The sequence below is a fragment of the Pseudomonas sp. BN102 genome (assembly GCF_029871245.1).
In the GTDB taxonomy this organism is placed as follows: Bacteria; Pseudomonadota; Gammaproteobacteria; order Pseudomonadales; family Pseudomonadaceae; genus Metapseudomonas.
The window spans coordinates 196,660-217,093 of record NZ_SSON01000072.1; the positions used below are offsets into that span (position 1 = coordinate 196,660).

The 20,434-nt window shown below is 68.1% G+C and carries 14 protein-coding genes; 5 read left to right on the forward strand and 9 right to left on the reverse strand.

Annotation, left to right across the window (positions count from 1 at the left end):
- The first annotated feature begins 6 nt into the window (after nucleotides 1-6).
- The 4 genes from recC (at nucleotide 7) to E8F12_RS19310 (ending at nucleotide 10,766) form a co-directional block, all read left to right on the forward strand.
- Nucleotides 7-3,252, forward strand: a complete 3,246-nt coding sequence (recC, locus tag E8F12_RS19295; RefSeq protein WP_280326803.1) for an exodeoxyribonuclease V subunit gamma — start codon at nucleotides 7-9, stop codon at nucleotides 3,250-3,252.
- 81 nt (nucleotides 3,253-3,333) lie between these two features.
- Nucleotides 3,334-6,861: an exodeoxyribonuclease V subunit beta gene (gene recB / locus E8F12_RS19300; protein WP_280326804.1), complete on the forward strand. Its 3,528-nt coding sequence runs from the start codon at nucleotides 3,334-3,336 to the stop codon at nucleotides 6,859-6,861.
- Nucleotides 6,861-8,699, forward strand: coding sequence for an exodeoxyribonuclease V subunit alpha (gene recD, locus E8F12_RS19305; protein ID WP_280326805.1), 1,839 nt, complete (start codon nucleotides 6,861-6,863; stop codon nucleotides 8,697-8,699). Before recB ends, recD begins: the two co-directional genes overlap by 1 nt.
- 219 nt (nucleotides 8,700-8,918) lie before the next feature.
- Complete coding sequence (locus E8F12_RS19310; RefSeq protein WP_280326806.1) at nucleotides 8,919-10,766, forward strand: C1 family peptidase; 1,848 nt, start codon at nucleotides 8,919-8,921, stop codon at nucleotides 10,764-10,766.
- Nucleotides 10,767-10,831: 65 nt separating this feature from the next.
- On the opposite strand, the gene E8F12_RS19315 is transcribed toward E8F12_RS19310, so the two are convergent.
- From E8F12_RS19315 to E8F12_RS19325, 3 genes are all read right to left on the reverse strand, one after another.
- The gene (locus tag E8F12_RS19315; RefSeq protein ID WP_280326807.1) at nucleotides 10,832-11,590 is read right to left on the reverse strand and encodes a TerC family protein; all 759 of its coding nucleotides are present in this window, start codon (nucleotides 11,588-11,590) and stop codon (nucleotides 10,832-10,834) included.
- A 104-nt stretch (nucleotides 11,591-11,694) separates the two neighbouring features.
- On the reverse strand, nucleotides 11,695-13,002 hold the full coding sequence (locus E8F12_RS19320) for a CitMHS family transporter (protein ID WP_280326808.1): 1,308 nt from the start codon (nucleotides 13,000-13,002) through the stop codon (nucleotides 11,695-11,697).
- A gap of 263 nt (nucleotides 13,003-13,265) precedes the next feature.
- A complete protein-coding gene (locus tag E8F12_RS19325) occupies nucleotides 13,266-14,186 on the reverse strand; it encodes an AEC family transporter (protein WP_280326827.1) in 921 nt (306 codons plus the stop codon).
- An 89-nt stretch (nucleotides 14,187-14,275) separates the two neighbouring features.
- On the opposite strand from E8F12_RS19325, the gene E8F12_RS19330 reads away from it, so the two are divergent.
- Nucleotides 14,276-14,677, forward strand: a complete 402-nt coding sequence (locus E8F12_RS19330; RefSeq protein WP_280326809.1) for a GFA family protein — start codon at nucleotides 14,276-14,278, stop codon at nucleotides 14,675-14,677.
- Between the two features lie 132 nt (nucleotides 14,678-14,809).
- Here the strand turns inward: E8F12_RS19330 and E8F12_RS19335 are convergent, their stop codons facing one another.
- The 6 genes from E8F12_RS19335 to E8F12_RS19360 all read right to left on the reverse strand — a co-directional run bounded on the left by E8F12_RS19335 (nucleotide 14,810) and on the right by E8F12_RS19360 (nucleotide 20,295).
- A complete protein-coding gene (locus tag E8F12_RS19335; RefSeq protein ID WP_280326828.1) occupies nucleotides 14,810-16,741 on the reverse strand; it encodes a DUF4105 domain-containing protein in 1,932 nt (643 codons plus the stop codon).
- A gap of 45 nt (nucleotides 16,742-16,786) precedes the next feature.
- Nucleotides 16,787-17,107 carry a DUF2388 domain-containing protein gene (locus tag E8F12_RS19340; RefSeq protein WP_280326810.1) on the reverse strand — a complete coding sequence of 107 codons (321 nt, stop codon included), beginning with the start codon at nucleotides 17,105-17,107 and terminating at the stop codon, nucleotides 16,787-16,789.
- 167 nt (nucleotides 17,108-17,274) lie between these two features.
- Nucleotides 17,275-17,592 (reverse strand): DUF2388 domain-containing protein, encoded by a 318-nt coding sequence (locus E8F12_RS19345; RefSeq protein WP_280326811.1) that lies wholly within the window; start codon nucleotides 17,590-17,592, stop codon nucleotides 17,275-17,277.
- Between the two features lie 96 nt (nucleotides 17,593-17,688).
- Nucleotides 17,689-17,898, reverse strand: a complete 210-nt coding sequence (locus tag E8F12_RS19350; protein ID WP_280326812.1) for a DUF1127 domain-containing protein — start codon at nucleotides 17,896-17,898, stop codon at nucleotides 17,689-17,691.
- 359 nt (nucleotides 17,899-18,257) lie between these two features.
- On the reverse strand, nucleotides 18,258-18,473 hold the full coding sequence (locus tag E8F12_RS19355; protein ID WP_280326813.1) for a DUF1127 domain-containing protein: 216 nt from the start codon (nucleotides 18,471-18,473) through the stop codon (nucleotides 18,258-18,260).
- Nucleotides 18,474-18,801: 328 nt separating this feature from the next.
- On the reverse strand, nucleotides 18,802-20,295 hold the full coding sequence (locus E8F12_RS19360; RefSeq protein WP_280326814.1) for an acetyl-CoA hydrolase/transferase family protein: 1,494 nt from the start codon (nucleotides 20,293-20,295) through the stop codon (nucleotides 18,802-18,804).
- Nucleotides 20,296-20,434: the final 139 nt, after the last annotated feature.

Below are 20,434 nucleotides of genomic sequence, written 5' to 3' on the forward strand. Positions count from 1 at the left end.
GCCCCCATGCTCAACCTCTACCACGCCAACGACCTGGAAAGCCTCGGCGAGCTGGCCTGCACCCTGCTCGCACAACCCCAGCGGGACCCGCTGGCGCCCGCCCGGGTAGTGGTGCCGAGCCAGGGCATGGGCCGCTGGCTGACCCTGCAGCTGGCGCGCAAGCAGGGCATCGCCATGCACCTGGATATCCAGTTGCCGGCGCGCTTCGTCTGGGATGTCACCCGCCTGGTGCTCGGCGAGCTGCCGCCGCAGTCGGCCTTCAACCCGGTCACCCTCGGCTGGCGCCTCTACGACTGGCTCTGCGAGCCGGCCAACCTCGAGCGCGCGCCGCGCCTGGCCCAATACCTCAGCGGTGGCGACGAGCGCCGCCGATTGACCCTGGCCGCGCGCATCGCCGACGTCTTCGACCAATACCTGCTCTACCGCGACGACTGGCTGGATGCCTGGGAGCGCGGCGAACTGCTGGGACTGGGCGCCGACGAGGAGTGGCAGGCCCTGCTCTGGCGCGAACTCACCGCCGACGGCCACCCCCACCGCGCGCGCCTGCTGGGCGACCTGCTGGCGAAGCTGCATGCCGGCGAGGCCATCGACGGATTGCCCGAGCGCCTGCTGGTGTTCGGCATCAGCAGCCTGCCGCCGCACCATATGCGGGTGCTGGAAGGCCTGGCGCGGCATTGCGAAGTGATCCTCTTCGCCCTCAACCCCTGTCGCGAGGCCTGGGGCGATATCCGCGACATCCGCGAGCTGGCCAGGTTGCCCGAGCCTGGGATCGACGACTGGTACCTGGATGTCGGCCACCCGCTGTTGGCCAGCCTCGGCAAGCAGGGCCGTGACTTCTTCGACGCCCTCTTCACCCTGGGTGGCCAGGAAATCGGCGTCTACGCCGAGGATGAAGACCTCGCCGACAGCAGCCTGCTTCGCGCTGTGCAGAACGATATCCTGCGCCTGCGCACCCGCCGTCCCGCGGAGCGCATGGCCCTGCGCGAGGACGATCGCTCTCTGGAAGTGCACCTCTGCCATTCGCCCCTGCGTGAAGTGGAAGTGCTGCACGACCAGCTGCTGGCCCGCTTCAAGGCTGACCCCACGCTGAGCCCGGACCAGGTCGTGGTACTGACCCCGGACATCGAGCGCTACGCCCCCTATATCGAGGCCGTGTTCGCCCCGCGCGAGGGCGTGCCGCGCATCCCCTTCAGCCTGGCCGACCGCAGCCTACGCGCCGAACTGCCGCTGGTGGAGGCCTTCCTCGCCCTGCTGGAGCTGCCGCAGAGCCGCTTCGCTGCCGAAGAGCTGCTGGCCTGGCTGGAGCAGCCGGCCCTGGCCGCTCGCGCCGGCATCGAGCACGAAGATCTGCCGCTGCTGCGCGACTGGCTGCGGGATGCCGGCGTGCGCTGGGGCCGCGATGCGACCCACCGGGCGCGCCTGGGCCTGCCGGAAGAAGGCGCCTTCAGCTGGCGTCAGGGCCTCGACCGCCTGCTGCTGGGCTTCGCCGCGCCGCCGCAACTGGCCGGCGACGCCCCGCCCTTGTTGGGCGACAGCTGGCCGTTGGACGCCCTGGAAGGCGCCCGCGCCCAGTTGCTCGGGCGCCTCGCCGCCTTCGTCCAGCGCCTCGGCGCCCTGGCCGACGACATGGCCCGGCCGCGCCCGCTGGCAGAGTGGGCGGAAACCCTGCAGGGCCTGATCGACCAGCTTTTCGACGAGCGCGAGGCGGGCGACACCCTGCTGCTGCTGTCCCAGGCCTGTGGCGCCCTGCGCGACCAGGCCGAGGCCGCCGGCATCCAGCGCCCGCTGGAACTGGCGCTGGTGCGCCAGCACCTGGTGGCCGCCCTGGACCAGGGCAGCGGCGCTTCGGGCTTTCTCACCGGCGCCGTTACCTTCTGCACCATGGTGCCCATGCGCAGCCTGCCCTTCCGCCAGGTCTGCCTGCTGGGCCTGGACGACGGCGCCTTCCCGCGCCGCACCCCGGCCGCCGGCTTCGACCTGATCACCCGCAAGCCCCGTCGCGGCGACCGTGCCCGGCGCCTGGATGACCGCTACCTGTTGCTGGAAACCCTGCAGTCCGCGCGCGACGGCCTCTACCTCAGCTTCGTCGGCCGCGACCCGCGGGATAACGCCCACCTGCCGCCCTCGGTGCTGGTCAGCGAACTGCTGGAAACCATCGACCTCACTGCCACGGCTGCCAATGGCAAGGCCAGCGAGCGCGTGCTGGTGGCCCATCCGCTGCAACCCTTCGCCTCGGCCAACTTCGCCGACGGCCAGCAGGCCGGTTTCGCCGCGCCCTGGTTCCGTGCGGCCCAGCGCCTGGCCGAAGTGCCCCAGGCGGCTGCCGCGCCCTTTGCCCTGCCGTTGCCGGAGCCGGATGCCGACTGGCTGACCCTGGAGCCTTCGCAGCTGATCCAGTGCTTCCGCCACCCGGCGCGCTTCCTCCTCGAACAGCGCCTGGGCCTGCGTTTGGCGGAGGCCGAGGAAGCCCTCGCCAGCGACGAACCGTTCAGCCTCGAAGGCCCCGCTTGGCGCGGCCTGCGCCAGTTGGCGCTGGACGCCGTGGAGCGCGGCTGGTCCGAGGTGGACGAGAAACGCATCGCCCGCGCCGCTGGCTGGCTGCCGGTCGGTGAGGTGGGCCACGCCCTCTGGGGCCAACTGCGCGGCCCGGTGCGCGCCTTCGCTCCGCGCTTGTTCGAGGCGCGCCCCGAGGCCGTGCCGCAACCCCTGCTGGTGGATATTGAACTGGCCGGCGTGCGCATCCACGGCTGGCTGGACGGCGTCACCCCGGAAGGGCTGTTCGGCTGGCGCCTGTATCGCCTCGGCGAGTGGGAGCTGGCGCCCTTCTGGCTGCGCCACCTGCTGCTCAACCTGTCCGCCACGCCCGGCATCGCCCGCGACAGCCGCCTGCTCTCCCCGGCCGGAGACTGGCAGGCCGGCCCGCTGGCCAACGCTCGCGACCTGCTGGAACCCTGGCTGCATGCCTACCGCGAAGCCCTGAGCAGCCCCCTGCCCTTGCTCACCAAGGCCAGCCACGGCTTCGCCCATGGCCTGCGCAAACCCGGCCGCAAGGAACCCCTCGACGCCGCCCGGGACAAGGCCCGCCTGGCCTGGGAGGGCCTCGACTTCGGCCCCGTCGGCGAATGCCAGGACCCCTGGTACGCCCTCGCCTTCCGCGACCGCGAACCCCTGGGCGAACGCTTCGAGCAACTGGCCGAAACCCTGCTCGGCCCGGCCCTGGATGCCCTGGCGGGAGTTGGAGATGAGGATTGATGCAATGCTCCTTGTGGGGGCGAATTCATTCGCGAAGCAGGCCGCAGGCCTGCCCTGCCGCCTGCTGACTGAGGGCCGTTCATGAGCCTCGACCTCCTCAACGACCCCTTCACCGGCCGCAGCCTGATCGAGGCCAGCGCCGGCACGGGCAAGACCTGGACCCTCACCGCGCTCTATGCCCGGCTGTTGCTGGAGCGGCAGCTGAACGTCGGGCAGATCCTGGTGGTGACCTACACCACCGCCGCCACCGCCGAACTGCGCGAGCGCATCCGCGCGCGGCTGGCGGCGCTGCTGGCCATGTACGAAGGCGCGCCGGCGCCGGACCCAGTGCTGGCCGGGCTGCATGCCCAGTACCCGGGCGAGGACGCCCACCGGCGCCTGCTGCTGGCGGTGCATGGCTTCGACGAGGCGGCCATCTTCACCATCCACGGCTTCTGCCAGCGCGCCCTGCAGGACGCCGCCTTCGAGGCTGGTGGTGACTTCGACAGCGAACTGGCCACCGACGACCGCGAAGTGCTGGATGCGCTGCTCGCCGATCTCTGGCGCCGCGAGCTGGCCGAGGCCGAGCCGGCCTGGGCGCGCTTCCTCGCACAGAAGCGCATCACGCCGATCTGGCTGCGCCAGCGCCTGCGCTCGCACCTGGGCAAGCCCTACCTGCGCATCGAGCCCAGCGAGCTGGAGCTGGGCGACCTGTCCGGCGCCAGCGATGCCTGGACTCACGCCCAGGGCTTCTGGCAGCGTCTGGGCACCGAGTGCGTGGCCCAGCTGGCGCAACTCGACAGCCTCAACAAGCGCAGCTACGACGCGGCGAAGTTCGCCCTCTGGCAGACCGAGCTGGACGCCTACTTCGCCGATCCGGCCGCCCTCTTCGCCCCACCCACCGGCCTGGAGAAGCTTGGCGCCGAGGCCCTGGCCAAGGCCACCAAGAAAGGCTTCGACGCCCCGGATCATCCCGTCTGCGCCGCCCTGCAACGGCTCTTCGATGCGCTTGAGGAAGCCAGGCCGGCTGGCGATGCGCGCCTGATCGCCATGCAAGTGCACCTGCTGGAAGCGCTCGACCGGGAGCTGCCGGCGCGCAAGGCAGCCCAGCGCCTGCTGGCCTTCGACGACCTGCTCAACCGCCTCGACGACGCCCTGCGTGGCCCGGCCGGGGAGGCCCTCGGCGAGGCCCTGCGCGAGCGCTACCCGGTGGCGCTGATCGACGAGTTCCAGGACACCGACCCGGTGCAGTACGCCATCTTCCACCGGGTCTACGAAAACCAGGGCGACCTCTGCTTCGTCGGCGACCCCAAGCAGGCCATCTATGCCTTCCGTGGCGCCGACCTCGCCACCTACCTCAAGGCTCGCGAGGAGGCCGCGCGGCAATACAGCCTCGACACCAACCACCGCTCCACGCCACAGCTGATCGCCGCGCTCAACCGGGTGTTCGCTCGCCCCCTGCCCTTCGCCGAGCCGGGCCTGGACTATCCGCCGGTAGGCGCCAGCAGCAAGGCCCGCGCGCAGCTGGTGCTGCCCGAGCCTGGCGCGCCGCTGGAGCTGGTCTGGCTGGGTGACGAGTCCCTGGGTAAGGGCGAGGCCGGCAGCGCCGTGGCCGTCGACACGGCCCGACGCATCGCCGGCTTGCTGGCCGCAAGCAGCAGGGGTGAGGCCTATTTTGACGAAGATGGCCGGCGTTCGCCGGTCAAGGGGGGTGATATCGCCGTGTTGGTGGCCAGCCATCGCCAGGCTGGCGACGTTGCCGCAGAGCTGGCCGCCCGTGGCGTGCCCAGCGTGCGCCGGGGCCGTGACAGCGTCTGGCACAGCGAGGAAGCCGAGGAACTGGCGGCGGTGCTCGCCGCCTATGCCGAACCGGGCCGCGAAGGTGTGCTGCGCTATGCCCTGTCCACCCGCCTGCTGGGCCGCGACGCCCAGCAGCTGGCGCGCTGCCAGGACGATGAACATGCCTGGGACGAGGAGCGCGAGAACGCTGAACGCTACCACCAGCTCTGGCAGCAGCAGGGCTTCATGCGCGCCTTCCGTGCCTGGCTCGACGAGCAGGGCGTAGCCGAACGCCTGATCGCCCTGCCCGACGGTGAGCGGCGCCTCACCAACCTCCTCCACCTGGCCGAACTGCTGCAGAGCGAAAGCCTCCAGCGCCCCGGCCTGGAGCCCCTGCTGGCCTGGTTCAACGCCCAGCGCGCGGCCGAAAGCCACGGTGATGACGCCCTGCTGCGCCTGGAGAGCGATGCCGAACGGGTGCAGATAGTCACGGTGCACACCAGCAAGGGCCTGGAATATCCCCTGGTGTTTTGCCCCTACCTCTGGGACGGCGCCTTGCTGCGCCGCGACGAAGACATCACCTGCCATGCCGAGGACGGCACGCCGCTGCTGGACCTGGGCGGCGAGCGCTTCGACGAGCACCGCGCCGCGGCACGCCGCGAACGCTTCGCCGAGCGCCTGCGCCTGGCCTACGTGGCCCTGACCCGTGCCCGCGACCGCCTCTGGCTGCACTGGGGCCCGGTGGCCCTGCCCAAGGCGAAGAAGGACGGCGAGCTGCCGGAAGACGGGCTCCACAGCTGCGCCCTCGCCTGGCTGCTGCATGGCCGCGAACTGGATGACGCGGACGTGCTGGGCGCCCTCGCCCGCCACCTGGCTGCCGGCGACGGCGCGGCCTTGCGCGCCGAGCTGGAGGTCCTGGCCGGCGCCAGCGGCGGCCATATCGCCCTGGTCGCACCGCAAGCCGAAGAAGCCAGCGCCCAGGGCGAGTCCCGTGCCCTGACCCCGGCCGGCTTGTCGACCCTGGACCGTGGCCTGTCCAGCGCCTGGCGGGTGGGCAGCTTCTCCGGCCTCGCCGCCGGCCTGCACATGGAGGCGCCGGACCGCGACACCCTGGCGGTGCCGCCTGCCAGCGAGCCGGGCAGCGGTTTCTTCGCCTTCCCCCGTGGCGCCCGCGCAGGTACCTGCCTGCACGCGATGCTGGAGGACTGGGTGCGCGGCGAGGGCGAACTGCCCGCGCTGGTGCAGAAGCACCTGCAGGGCCATGGCCTGCCGGACACCTGGGCGGAGATCGCCAGCGCCCACCTGCAACTGGTGCTGGATACCGACCTGGACGGCCAGGGCCTGCGCCTGTCGGCCCTGGCGGCGAATCGCCGGCTGCCGGAACTGGGCTTCACCTTCCCCGTGGCCGAGCTGGACGTAACTCGCCTGCGCGCGCTGCTGGCCGACCCCGCCCATGGCCTGCCTGAGCCCATGCGCGCCGCCGCCGAGCGCCTGGAGTTCGACACCCTCAAGGGCTTCATGAAGGGCTTCATCGACCTTACCTTCGAGCATGCCGGGCGCTGGTACATCGCCGACTACAAGTCCAACTGGCTCGGCCCGGATGCCAGCTACTACGGCGGCGAACGCCTGGAGCAGGCGATCGCCGCCGAGCATTACCACCTGCAGTACCTGATCTACCTGGTGGCGCTGCGGCGCTTCCTGCGCCAGCGCCTGGATGGTTTCTCCAGCGAGCAGCTGGGCGGCGCTTACTATCTGTTCCTGCGCGGCATGCCGGACGCCGGGGTGTTCTTCCATCGTCCCGCCGACAGCCTGCTGGATGCGCTGGACCTGTTGTTCGCGGAGGGCCGCTGATGAGCCTCGCCGAATGGCCCCTGGGCCCGCTGGAGCGGCATTTCGCCGAAACCCTGCAACGCCTCGACCCGCAGGCGCCGGAGCCGGTCCTGGCCGCGGCCGCCCTGTGCTGCCAGGCCCTGGGGGCAGGGGACGTCTGCCTGCCCCTGGCGCGGGTGGCCGGGCAGCTGCTGTTCGCCGAAAGCAGTCCCGGTGTCCAGGCACCCGCCCTGCCCGCCTGGATCGATGCCCTCCAGGCCTCGCCCCTGGTGGCTCCGCCCGGCGGTTATGCACCCCTGACCCTGGACGGCGCGCGCCTCTACCTCAGCCGCTACCACGCCTACGAGGCACGCCTGGCCGACAGCCTGCTGCAACGTGCGGCGGCGCGGCCGGAGGTGGACGAAGCGCAGCTCGGCGAATCCCTGGCGCGGCTCTTCGCCCGCAACACCCAGCAGCCGGACTGGCAACGCCTCGCCGCCGCCCAGGCCGTGAGGCGCAACCTGGCGGTGATCTCCGGCGGCCCCGGCACCGGCAAGACCACTACCGTGGTGCGCCTGCTCGCGGCTCTTTTGGAGCAGCCCGACGGCCAGCGCCTGGCCATCGGCCTCGCGGCGCCCACCGGCAAGGCCGCCGCACGCATGGCCGAGGCCATTCGCAACGCCAAGGCCGAGCTGCCGGTGAGCGACGCTATCAAGGCCGCGTTGCCCGAGGAGGCCCGCACCCTGCACCGCCTGCTGGGCAGCCGTGGCGACAGCCCGCAGGTACGTCACCATGCCGATAATCCGCTGCCACTGGATGTGCTGGTGGTGGACGAGGCCTCCATGGTCGACCTGGCGCTGATGGCCAAGCTGCTCGACGCGCTGCCGCCCAATGCGCGGCTGATCCTGCTGGGCGACAAGGACCAGTTGGCGGCGGTGGAAGCCGGCGCGGTGTTCGCCGAACTCTGCGAAGGACGCGGCCTGGATGCCACGGCGGCAGCTGACCTGACGCGCATCACCGGCCAGCGGGTGCCGGTGGAGAGCCCGCGTTCGCGACTGGGCGATGCCGTGGTGCTGCTGACCCACAGCCACCGCTTCGCCGGCGACAGCGGCATCGGCGAGTTGGCGCGCCGGATCAATACCGGCGACGCGCGCGGCACCCTGGATCTGCTGCGCGGCGCCCATCCGGACCTGGCCTGGAACGCCGGGCCCACTCCGGCCGCCTTGCTGGAACGGCTGGAAAAGGGCTATGCGCCCTACTTCGCCGCCGTGCGCCTGGCCGATCCCGCCTCGGCCTTCGCCGCCTTCAATGGCTTCCGTGCCCTCACTGCCCAGCGCGACGGCCCCTGGGGCGTGGGTGGCATCAACGAAGCACTGGAGGCACGGATCAAGCGCCGCCTGGGCATCCCCGCCCGTGAACGCTGGTATCCCGGTCGCGCGGTGATGGTGCGGCAGAACGACTACGCCCTTGGCCTGTTCAATGGCGATATCGGCCTCTGCCTGGCCACGCCCCACGGCCTGCGAGTCTTCTTCGAAGGCGACGAGGGCTACCGCCCCTTCGCCCCGGCACGCCTGCCCAGCCACGACAGCGCCTTCGCCATGACGGTGCACAAGAGCCAGGGCTCGGAGTTCGCCGAGGTGCTGCTGGCGCTGCCGGAGCAACCTAGCCCACTGCTCAGCCGCGCGCTGTTCTATACAGGCATCACGCGGGCCAAGCGGAAGGTGGAAATCTGGGGCCTGCCGGCACGGTTGTCGGAGGCGGTCTCGACCAAGGCCGAACGCGCCGCCGGCCTGGCCGAACGCCTGGGGGTGACGGCCCTGATGCCCAACCCTCCTCCGCCCGCATCGCCGCCTGCACAGGATCAGCTGAGCCTGTTCTGATCCTGGATTCGGATGGTTCCTGTAGGGGCGAATTCATCCGCCAAGGGCTGCGCAGCAGCCCCGACCTGGAGCCAGGGGCAGACTTTCGGCCTGCTGGGCGAATGAATTCGCCCCCACAAGAGGGAGAGCGCCCCTGCACCATTCGTCAGCAATCCCGCCTGGTCACTAAAAGCGGTCAATCCTTGCCTATGTCGCCCGGACCCGGACAGGGAGGTCAACATGGCCAAGCGCCCCGCCCCAGCCAAACCCCGCAGCAAGGCCACCGCCAAGCGGCTGGATGTTCGCCGCGACTCCATGGACTTCCGCGACCTCACCTACTCCGCTTCCCTGGCGCCGTTGCCGGATGAGCTCTACCCGGACTGGCAGTTGCTGCACATCCTCGACCAGGGTGAGGAAGGCGCCTGCACCGGCTTCGGCCTGGCGGCGGCGGTCAACTACCTGCGCAGCCGGCGCGGACTGGCTGGCCAGGTCAGCCCGGCGATGCTTTTCGCCATGGCCCGCCGCTATGACCAGTGGCCCGGCGAGAACTACGACTTCAGCAGCGCCCGTGGCGCCATGAAGGGCTGGCACAAGCATGGGGTCTGCCTGGAGGGTAGCTGGCCGCTGGGACGCAAGGTCGCGCTGACCCCGGAGATCCAGCAGGAGGCCCTGGATATTCCCCTGGGCGCCTATTTCCGGGTCTTCTCGCGGATCAATGACGTGCAGGCGGCGCTGCGCGATGTCGGTGTGCTCTTCGCCTCGGCCCGGACCCACGAGGGCTGGCGCGCGCCGCGGCGCGGGGTGATCGACTGGAAGCCGGATGCCCTGGATGTCGGCGGTGGGCACGCCTTCGCCATCATCGGCTACACCCGTGACGGCTTCCTGGTGCAGAACTCCTGGGGGCCCGACTGGGGCGGCTATGGTCGCGACAAGCGGGCCCATGCCGGAGTGGCGCTGTGGAGCTACGCAGATTTCGAGGCCAACGTCTGGGACGTGTGGGTGGCGCAGCTGGGGGTCAGCGTCAACCACGGGGTTACCGATACCGCGACCCGCTACGTCTCCGACGGCGGCACCGCCCGCCTGGCGCTGGTTGGCCCGCCGCAGGAGGCCATTTACCTGCACTACCTGCACATCGACAACGGCCAGTTCGACGGCCTGGGCCAATATGCCTCCGACCTGGCCCAGGTCGAGGCCATCATCGAGGAACTGCAACACAGCAGGCCCAAACACCTGCTGCTCTACGCCCATGGCGGGCTGAACAGCGTCAATGGCTCGGCTATGCGCACCTTCAAGTGGCGGCCGGCGTTCCGCGACAACGGTGTGCACGAGCTGCATTTCATCTGGGAAACCGGCCTGCTCGCGGAGCTGGGCGACATTCTGCTGAGCAAGCTGCCCCTGGTGGGCGAGCGGGTCGGCTCGGTCAGTTCCTGGTGGGACAACCAGGTGGAAAACCTGGTCCAGCCCCTGGGCTTCGCCCTCTGGCAGGAAATGAAGCTGGACGCCGAACGCGCCTTCCAGAAGAAGGCCGCCGGCATGCTGGTGCTGCAACGCCTGCTCGGCTGGCTGGCAGCCCAGGGGGCGCAGGCGCCCAAGGTCCACCTGGTGGGACACAGCGCCGGCTCCATCTGGCATGCGCGGCTGCTGCAGGCCTGGCAGGGGCTGGGCGGGCCGGTTATCCACAACCTGGTGCTGTTCGCCCCGGCCTGCACCCTGGAGCTGTACCAGGCGACCTTCCTCAAGGCGCTGGGCCACGGCATCCGCCAGCAGACGGTATTCGTGCTCTCGGACCAGGCCGAGCAGGAGGACAACGTTGCCGGTGCCTACCGCAAGTCGTTGCTCTACCTGGTTTCCAACGCCCTGGAAGACAAGCGGAGGCGAGTGCCGCTGCTGGGCATGCAGAAATTCCTGCCGCCCCAGCAGCCGACGGGCAGCGCGCTGGTGGTGGCCGCCACCAGCAGCCCGGCCAGCCGCAGCACTTGCCACGGCGGTTTCGACAACGACCTGCAGACCATGGACAGCCTGCTCCAGCTGGTGCTGGGCAGTGGCAGTTTCCGTGGCTTCAGGGCGGAGGAGTTGAAGGGGTATTGAGGTGAGGACCTTGCAGGGGCGCAATAAAAAACGGGGCCATCTGGCCCCGTTTTCATTGCGTCGGCTTACTCGCCAATGATGTCCCGGCGCAGTTTCACCGGGTCTTCCTTGCGGCCGCGGGCGACGCGCGCGCGGATGTTGAGCGCCTCCACGGCCAGAGAGAAGGCCATGGCGAAGTAGACGTAGCCCTTCGGTACGTGGACTTCGAAGGATTCGGCGATCAGCACGGTACCCACCACGACCAGGAAGGACAGCGCCAGCATCTTCAGGCTCGGGTGGCGGTCGATGAAGCTGCTGATGGTGCCGGCGGCCAGCATCATCACCAGCACGGCGACGACGATCGCGGCGACCATCACCGGCACGTTGGAGACCATGCCGACGGCGGTGATCACCGAGTCCAGGGAGAACACGATGTCGATGATGGCGATCTGGATGATGGTACCGACGAAGCCGCCGGCCATGCTTTTGGGCTCGCCTTCGGTTTCGTCCTCGCCTTCCAGGCCTTGGTACATCTCGGAGCTGCTCTTCCACAGCAGGAACAGGCCGCCGAAGAAGAGGATCAGGTCACGGCCGGAGATGCCCTGGCCGAACAGCTCGAACAGGTCGGTGGTAAGCCGCATGATCCAAGTGATGGACAGCAGCAGCAGGATGCGGGTGACCATCGCCAGCGCCAGGCCGAAGAACCGGGTGCGCGCCTGCAGGTGCGGCGGCATGCGCCCCACGAGGATGGCGATCATGATGATGTTGTCGATGCCGAGGACGATTTCCAGGGCGGTCAGGGTGAAGAAGGCGACCCAGATTTCCGGGCTGGTCAGCCATTCCATGATGCGTTGATCCTCGTGAGTTTCTTGGTCTAGGGATGGGCACTAACAAGCCGGAAGGAGCTTACGCAGTTTCCGGCTTGTTCGGGGGTGTCATTCGGCGGCTGTCAGTGCGATCCGAAGAGCGGGAACACACCCAGCAGCAAGGCGGCGACGAGGATACACAGACAAATCATCACCGCCCACTTCAATGTGAAGCGCTGGTGGTCGCCGAACTCCACCTTGGCCAGGCCCACGAGCAGGTAGGTCGAAGGTACCAGCGGGCTCAGCAGATGCACCGGCTGGCCTACGATAGAGGCCCGCGCCATCTCCACCGGGCTGATGCCGTAATGGCCCGCCGCTTCCGCCAGAACCGGTAACACCCCGTAATAAAATGCGTCGTTGGACATGAAGAAGGTGAACGGCATGCTCACCACCGCGGTGATCACCGCCATGTAGGGGCCCATCGACGGCGGGATGATCGCCAGCAGGCTCTTGGACATGGCTTCCACCATCCCGGTGCCGGAGAGGATGCCGGTGAAGATGCCGGCGGCGAAGATCAGACCCACCACCGCCAGGACGTTGCCGGCATGGGCAGCGACCCGTTCCTTCTGCTGCTGCAGGCAGGGGTAGTTGATGATCATGGCCAGGCTGAAGGCGATCATGAACAGCACCGGCAGCGGCAGCAGGCCGGCAACCAGGGTCACCATCAGGGCGGCGGTCAGCGCGGCGTTCACCCACAGCAGCTTGGGACGGCGGGCTTCCGGGAACTGCGAAACGCTGATCTCGTCATGGTTGATCTGGTCGTCCGGCAGGTGCAGCACGCCGAGGCGCGCGCGCTCGCGCTTGCCATAGGCCCAGGCGAGGCCGAACAGGGCGATGGCGCCGGCGATCATGGCCGGGATCATCGGCACGAAGATATCCGACGGGTCCACGTGCAGCGCGCTGGCGGCGCGGGCGGTGGGGCCGCCCCAGGGGGTCATGTTCATGATGCCGCCGGCGAGGATGATCAGGCCGGCCATGATCAGCGGGCTCATGCCCAGGCGGCTGTACAGCGGCAGCAGGGCGGCGACGCAGATCATGTAGGTGGTGGCGCCGTCGCCATCCATGGAAACGATCAGGGCCAGGGCGGCCGTGCCCATGGAGACCTTCAGCGGGTCGCCCTTGACCAGCTTGAGGATCTTGCGCACGGCCGGGTCGAACAGGCCGGAGTCGATCATCAGGGCGAAGTAGAGGATGGCGAACATCAGCATCACCCCGGTGGGGGCGAGCTTGCCGATGCCTTCGAGCATCATCGGGCCGATGCCCGCGGCGAAGCCGCCGATCAGGGCGAAGGCGATGGGAACGATGATCAGGGCGATCAGGGCGGACAGGCGCTTGGTCATGATCAGGTACATGAAGCAGATGACCATGGCGAAGCCGAGCAGAGTCAGCATGGCGATTCTCCGGACGTGGTTCGGGCGGGACGGGGGCGGGTCAGCGCGTGGCCGAAGGCGTGCGGAGAGCGGGCGGAGGAGTGCCGGGACGGCAGCAGGAATGGAACATGGCGATCACCAATCTTGTTGTTGTCGGAATGCCGGTCTCTTGCCGGCAATGGGGCGGATGCTAAGCCCGCAACCTTTCAGCCAGCTTTCGGCGGTGATCGGAGCCGATTGCGTGGGGATTTATCGACGAACGGCGGCCAGGCCGCCTGGACGCCTCAGGTGGACACGGCGCGCATGACCAGCAGCAGGCTGCCGGCGGCGAGCAGGGTCTGCAGGGTGATGATGCCGGCCATCAGGTGGCTGTCGCCGCCCAGTTGGCGGGTCAGCACGTAGGCCGTGGGGGCGGTGGGCAGGGCGAAGAAGAGCACCAGGATGTTGCTTTCCATCGCCGGCAGGCCCAGCACGCGGGCCACCGCGAAGGCCAGGGCGGGCATGGCCAGGAGGCGCAGCGCGCAGTTCCAGGCCAGGGCCGGCACTTCGCCGGCGAGCTCCTGTGGGCGCAGGGCGGCGCCGACGCAGAGCAGGCCCAGGGGCAGGCTGGCCACGGCCAGCAGGTTGAGCAGGCGGTCGGTGCCGCCGGGCAGGCCGAATCCCGCCAGATTGACCAGTGCGCCGGCCAGGCAGGCGAGGATCAATGGGTTCTTCGCCACCGGCAGCAGCAGGCCGTGCAGGCTGACGCCGCGCTCGGCGGTCAATGCCCAGACCGACATCAGGTTCACCAATGGCACCATCAGCGCCAGCATCAGCGCCGCCATGGCCAGGCCGTCCTTGCCGTAGAGGCTGCCGATGGCGGCCAGGCCCAGGTAGGTGTTGAAGCGCAGGATGCCCTGGGTGATGGCGCCGAAGCGCGCCGCCGGCCAGCCCAGCAGGCGCTGGGCGAGCAGCAGGGCGACCCAGCCGATGCCGAGGCCGAGGAATACCGCCAGCGCCAGCCGCGGCAGCGCCGGGTTGTCCAGCGGCGCGGTGGCCAGGCTGCTGAAGAGCAGGGCGGGGAACAGGATGAAGTAGTTGAGGCGTTCGGCGGCGGGCCAGAAGGCGTCGCCGGGGAAGTCCAAGCGGCGCAGCAGGTAGCCGCCGACTATCAGGGCGAAGAGGGGCCAAAGGGCTTGCAGGAGGGTGATCACGGTGACATCCAGTCAGGCATGAGAGGGCAATCTTCGGCATCCCCGCCCCGATGCGCAACCGCCTGCTAGGGTGAAAGGCAGCCCCGCTCGCGGAGACCACCATGGCCGAACTGCACACCGGCGGCTGCCATTGCGGGCAGCTGCGCTACGCCGTCGAGGCGCCCATGGACGATATCGCCCACTGTCATTGCTCCATTTGCCGGCGGTCCACCGGCGGCATCGTCACCACCTGGGCCACCGTGCCCCTGGCGAGTTTCCGCTGGACCGCCGGCACCCCCGCTGAATACGCCTCGTCGAGCAACGCCGTGCGCTATTTCTGTCCCCATTGCGGCAGCCAACTGGCGTTTTTCACCCAGCTTGCGCCGGACAGCCTGGATATCACCGTGGCGACCCTGGACCAGCCGGAGAAGGCACCTGCGGACCGGCATATCTGGGTGAAGAACCGTCTGCCCTGGCTGAGCCTGGACCCGCAGTTGCCGGAAGAGGATGAGGAGCAGTTGTGAATTGGAGCTGCCTGCGTAGGGTGCGCTGCGCGCACCGGGACTTCTGCACGGCGGGCGCGGTGCGCACGGCGCACCCTACGGGCGTCAGCCCCGCAGGATCGGTGGAGCCCCGCGATACCCATATGCGGCGGGTCAGGGCAGGACGAGCCCGCCGGCATCCTTGTGCAGTTGGCGCAGGTGCGCACCGATTGCCTTGAGGTTGGCTTCCGTAGCGTTGAGTTCGGCCATGCGCTGCGGCTCCAGCAGGCTGCGCACTTCGTGGTCGAGGTCGTCGCTGAGCTTGCGCATGGTCTGCTGGCGGCTACTGCTTTCGGCTTCGAGATTTTTCCATTCGGCGCTTTGCGGCAGGCCATAGCCGCCTTGCAGCATCTCCGCCGGGCGGCTGAGGAAGCCGCTGTTGGCGAGCATCTGCTCCAGGGTGCCGCCGGCCTTGGCGAAGCGGGTCTGTCCGGCCTGTTCACGGGAACTGAGGTAGTTGCGCTTGAGCTCGTCCTGGGCCAGCAGCAGTTGGCGGCGCTGGGCGGCTTGCTCCAGCAGGAGCAGGGCGGCGCTGGCGCGCAGGTCGGCCTGGGCGAACCATGGGCGGCGCTGTTCGGCGGTCAGTTCCAGCCAGTCTTCCACCTCTTCCTGGGGCACCTTCAGGCGCTCGCGGATGACCTTGAACATGGCCTGGTAGCGGTCGCGGAAGGAATCGAAGCGGTAGCCCAGGCGCAAGGCTTCCTTGGGATCTTCCAGGGGGGCGCGGTCCGCCACGCCGCGGCCTTCGAGAAGCTTGAGCAGGCCGTTGGGCATGATGCTGTCGAGGTCGCGCAGGGCCGGGTGGTCGGTGCCGCTGCGCAGCAGCTTGAGGGTTTCCACCGCGCAGTTGTTGGAGAGGAACCAGTAGTCGCCGTCGTAGCTCCAGTGCATCTCGGCGGCGTGCTCGACCAGGGCTTCGGTTTCCTCGCGGTTGAGCTTGAGGGGCACCGAGGCCAGGCTGCGCAGTTCCACTTTGGTGTACTCCTCGATTACCTGGTGCAGTGGCAGTACGAAGAGCCGCGAGGGATAGGCGCCGGTGAGGCCGTCCCAGCTGGATAGCTGCACGTCGCCGACGAAGGCGCGGTAGGAGAGCACCAGGTGCTGGTCGAGGTCGAGACGGCAGTCCGGCCCGCGCGGGCGGCCCGGGGCGCAGATCACCAGGCGCAGCATGCTGTGGCCCCAACGGCTGACCCAGTTCTGGTTGGCCTCGGCGAACAGGTAATCCACTTCATAGACCCGCTCGGGGTCGAGCTTGCCCAGGGGCTGCTTGCCGAAGTCGCGGCCGGCATTCAGGTAGGCGTAGCCGCTTGCGCAGTCGGCGCGATCCGCCGGAGCCCAGCCGAAGTGTTCGCGGTAATAGCGATAGAGCGCCGGGCGGCGGCAGGCATAGGACGGATCGAGGAGGAAGTACTCCATGTTCACCGCGACGAACTCGCGCGAATTCTTCAGTTCGTAGATGTCCGGGCTGCGCGCCACCTGGTGGTTTTCCGCTTCGCGCTGGCCGCGCCTACCGACGTACTGGGGCCAGCCGGCAAGGTCCAGCAGGCGCGGGTCGTCGCTGAAAGAGAAGCGGCGCTCGGTCTGGCCCCGGCAGTCTCCGGGGAGCCCGACCAGGCCATTGCTCCCGGCCTGGGCGCGGCAGCGGAACTGTTGCGTCCTGTCGGCGGAGGACCAGAGCCGGGCGCGGTCGTAGAGGTGGGTCAGCTCGTGGAGCACGGTGGCGATCATCTCGCGGCGCACCGTACCGTGGACGCGATTGGTCGTCTGCCTGTCCGCACTGCCGTCGGTGAGGCCGGGCAGCAGGCGCCGGTTGAGCACCAGGGCGTCGAAGCGGGTGGCGCGGCCGTAGCCGTTTTCCGGCAGGTCTTCGCTCCAGCTGACTTCCACTTTGCGATCCAGGCGCTCGGCGAAGGCCGGCGGCAGCGCGGCGCGGGCCTCATCCAGGAGTCGCTGGCTGGCCTGGCGCTGGGGCGGGGTGAGGCCCTCGGCGTCCAGTACCAGGCGCAAGTCGGCTTGGGCCGTGGCCGCAACCAGCAGGCCGCCCAGGCAGAGGAGGCGCAACAAGGTGTTCAGGGTTCGATTCTCGAAGGGTCAGAGGGCAAGGATGGTCTCGGCCAGGACCTGGTCGCTGGCTTCGCGGGCTTGGGGGAACTTCTCGCGCAGGGCGCCGAATGCGGCTTCCAGCTGGGCGCTACGGATATCTCCGGCACTGGCGACGAAGCTGGCGGCGTCGTCGCGGGCGGCCATCACCACTTTCATGTCGCGGATCGAGGTGGTGGTGTCGGAGGTGAAATCGAGTGTACGGTCCAGCGCACGAACAATGATGTTACTGGTAGCCACCAAGGTCTGGGCCTGGGCGGCGCCGGCAACGAGGAAAAGGGCGATGGCTGCGACAGACAGCGAGCGGCGCATGGAAGCTCTCCGTGAAGTATCTAAGGTATTGGACGGAAATCCCCGTCGGCGGTTCTCGGCCACGGGCGTAGGGCGCGAAGGTTAGCGGAAATGAGCTGGTGAGGGCCAGGCAGCGCGGGGCGTGCAGCCGGGTGGGCCGCGCAGGGTGCGCGGCCCGGAGGGAGCCATTAGAGGGCGAGGATCGCCTGGGCCAGTTGCAGGTCGCTGGCGGCCAGTTGCGGCTGCAGGTTGCGGATGTGCTTGAACGCGGCTTCCAGTTGGGCTCCACGGATGTCGCCGGCGCTGGCAACGAAGCTGGCGGCGTCGTCGCGGGCGGCGAGAACGATCTTGTCGTCATCGAACGACGAAGTGACGTCCGAAGTGGCATCCGAGGTTGCCGCGACGGCGTTGACCACGGCATCGGTGGTAACCACGAAGCTGGTGGCCGAGGCGCTGGTGGCGAGCGTCAGCAGTGCTGCGGCGCTGAGCAGGCGAATAGAGGTCATGGGGGACTCCTTTGACTGACCGGAGCGACAGCGCGAGAAGTGCTGTCGACTGGATGGAAAGCCTAGTCAAAATGGGCCTTCCGGGCCAGTGCTGGCTCAACGCCAGAAGGGTTTCTCCAGCTCCTGGTAGCGCTCGCTCGGACTGATGCCGACATCCGCCAGGGCTCGCGGGTCCAGTTTTGCGAGCTGGTGCCGGGTGCGTGCATTGCGTTGCCATTGGGTGACGATGGCGAACAGGCGGAGGTACCAGGACGTGCGGGGCAGGCTGGACTGGAGTTGGGCAGGGGCAGTCAGGGTGCGGTCCATGGCGCTTTTCCTTCCCGCGGCGCGGCGGGGATTGGTTATGGAGGGCCATGATCTCGTTCTGCGACAAGGCTGTGCAGCCACAGTGGCGTGGAATTGTGCTGTAGCAGATCAATTTGATTGGTAACTGTACTGGTATGAATTGGCGCAGCTGTGCCGAAGTACTTGATCCTGGCCGGATCTGAGCCACCGTGGGGTGCGCTGCGCGCACCAGAACTACCGTGCAGCCTGCCTGGTGCGCACGGCTCACCCTACAGGAGAGCCGGGAATGCATATTTGGGGGGCCGGAAACGACGAAACCCGTCGCTTGCGGCGACGGGTCTCTGGGTGTTGCTTGCGGGCCGCGTGGCCCGGCGAACTGTTTAGCGCCAGAAGGGCTTGTTCAGTTCGGCTTCGCGCTGCGCTTCGCTGATACCGGCGTCGGCCAGCAGGCGGTGGTCCAGCATGGCCAGTTGATGACGGCTGGCGATGCGACGCTGCCACAGCAGCAGGGTGGAAACGGTGCGCAGGGCCCACGAGGCTTTCGGGGATTGTTCGGCGCTTTCGAAAATCAGGTCGGAACTGAGGGTACGTTCCATGGCGGCAGGTCCTTCCCGCTTTTGACGGGGCTTGGTTATCAACTGGAGCCTATGATCCTCCTGGAACACTCGCGACTGTAGTCACAGTTGCTCGAAATTGTGTTGGTCTTTATTAGCATGCTTATCAACTGTTTTGCTGAAATAGAGCGAAACTGTATGGGTGTCCCGTTGAATCACTCGTGAATCAACGGGAAACCACAGTTTTTCCTGTGCAACGAATAATCAGCAGGGCTTTTGAACAGTACAGTTCTGTATTTTCAGAAACTGTTTTTAGATTCGCTTGTCAGAATCAATGGTTACAAGTCCATAACTGTTTCGGTCAGTTGGTTCAGTTGGCGAGCATTGTTCCGGTTTCTTCCAGATTGATATGCCAGGCCATGGCTTCGCGCAGCAGGTGCGGGGTGTGGCCGCCCTTGGCGCAGGCCGCGCTGAAGTAGTTCTGTAACGCCTGGCGATACCCCGGGTGCACACAGTTGTCGATGATCGCCCGGGCTCGCTCGCGGGGCGCCAGGCCACGCAGGTCGGCAAGGCCCTGTTCGGTGACCAGGATGTCGACGTCGTGCTCGGTATGGTCCACGTGGCTGACCATGGGCACCACGCTGGAGATGGCACCGCCCTTGGCGATGGATTTGGTCACGAAGATGGCCAGGTGGGCGTTGCGGGCGAAGTCACCGGAGCCGCCGATGCCGTTCATCATTTTCGTGCCGCCCACGTGGGTGGAGTTGACGTTGCCGTAGATGTCGAACTCCAGCGCGGTGTTGATGCCGATGATGCCCAGGCGCCGCACCACCTCGGGGTGGTTGGAGATCTCCTGCGGGCGCAGCACCAGCTTGTCCTTGTAACGTTCCAGGTTGTCGAACACGTCGGCGTTGCGGCGGCCGGAGAGGGTGATGGAGCTGCCGGAGGCGAAGCTCAGCTTGCCGGCGTCGATCAGGTCGAAGGTGGAGTCCTGCAGCACCTCGGAGTACATGGTGAGGTTCTCGAAGGGCGACTCGATCAGGCCGCACATCACCGCGTTGGCGATGCTGCCGATGCCGGCCTGCAGCGGCGCCAGGTTGTTGCTCAGGCGCCCGGCGTCCACCTCCCGCTTAAAGAAGTCGATCAGGTGGTCGGCAATGGCCTGGGTCTCGTGGTCCGGCGGCAGCACGGTGGAGAGGGAGTCCGCCTGGTCGGTAATGACGATGGCGGCGATCTTGGCCGGGTCGATCGGGATCGCGGTGCTGCCGATGCGGTCGTCCACCTTGACCAGCGGAATGGGGGTGCGGGTCGGCCGGTAGGTGGGGATATAGATGTCGTGCAGGCCTTCCAGGTTGGGGTTGTGGGCCAGGTTGATCTCGACGATCACGCGCTTGGCGAAGATCGCGAAGCTGGCGGAGTTGCCCACCGAGGTGGTCGGCACTATGTGGCCCTGCTCGGTGATGGCCACGGCCTCGATCACGGCAATATCGGGAAGCTTGAGCTGGTGGTTGCGCAGCAGCTCGACGGTTTCCGACAGGTGCTGGTCGATGAACATCACCTCGCCCGCGTTGATCGCCTTGCGCAGGGTGCTGTCCACCTGGAAGGGCATGCGCCGGGCCAGCACGCCGGCCTCGGTCAGCTGCTTGTCGAGGTCGTTGCCCAGGCTCGCACCGGTCATCAGGCTGATCTGCAGTGGCTGCTCCTTGGCTCGCACGGCCAGGGCCTGGGGAACGGCCTTGGCTTCGCCGGCGCGGGTGAAACCGCTCATGCCGACGGTCATACCGTCTTCGATCAGGGCAGCGGCCTCGGCCGCACTCTTCACCTTGTCCAACAGGGAGGGCAGGCGAACGCGATCAGGGAACATGGATGAAACCTCGGACAACGGGTAGGAGCCGCGCAGTCTAGGGGCTGGTGGGGTGTCCGGCTTCTATACCAAGGTCGAAGAAATGGCTCTATTCAGGGCATTCCGTCGGTAAATGAGCGGGCCGAGGACGATTAACCAG

Coding starts and splice junctions, on each gene's coding strand:
- recC (WP_280326803.1), top strand. CDS start 7: ATGCTCAACCTCTACCACGCCAACGACCTGGAAAGCCTCGGCGAGCTG.
- recB (WP_280326804.1), top strand. CDS start 3,334: ATGAGCCTCGACCTCCTCAACGACCCCTTCACCGGCCGCAGCCTGATC.
- recD (WP_280326805.1), top strand. CDS start 6,861: ATGAGCCTCGCCGAATGGCCCCTGGGCCCGCTGGAGCGGCATTTCGCC.
- E8F12_RS19310 (WP_280326806.1), top strand. CDS start 8,919: ATGGCCAAGCGCCCCGCCCCAGCCAAACCCCGCAGCAAGGCCACCGCC.
- E8F12_RS19315 (WP_280326807.1), bottom strand. CDS start 11,590: ATGGAATGGCTGACCAGCCCGGAAATCTGGGTCGCCTTCTTCACCCTG.
- E8F12_RS19320 (WP_280326808.1), bottom strand. CDS start 13,002: ATGCTGACTCTGCTCGGCTTCGCCATGGTCATCTGCTTCATGTACCTG.
- E8F12_RS19330 (WP_280326809.1), top strand. CDS start 14,276: ATGGCCGAACTGCACACCGGCGGCTGCCATTGCGGGCAGCTGCGCTAC.
- E8F12_RS19340 (WP_280326810.1), bottom strand. CDS start 17,107: ATGCGCCGCTCGCTGTCTGTCGCAGCCATCGCCCTTTTCCTCGTTGCC.
- E8F12_RS19345 (WP_280326811.1), bottom strand. CDS start 17,592: ATGACCTCTATTCGCCTGCTCAGCGCCGCAGCACTGCTGACGCTCGCC.
- E8F12_RS19350 (WP_280326812.1), bottom strand. CDS start 17,898: ATGGACCGCACCCTGACTGCCCCTGCCCAACTCCAGTCCAGCCTGCCC.
- E8F12_RS19355 (WP_280326813.1), bottom strand. CDS start 18,473: ATGGAACGTACCCTCAGTTCCGACCTGATTTTCGAAAGCGCCGAACAA.
- E8F12_RS19360 (WP_280326814.1), bottom strand. CDS start 20,295: ATGTTCCCTGATCGCGTTCGCCTGCCCTCCCTGTTGGACAAGGTGAAG.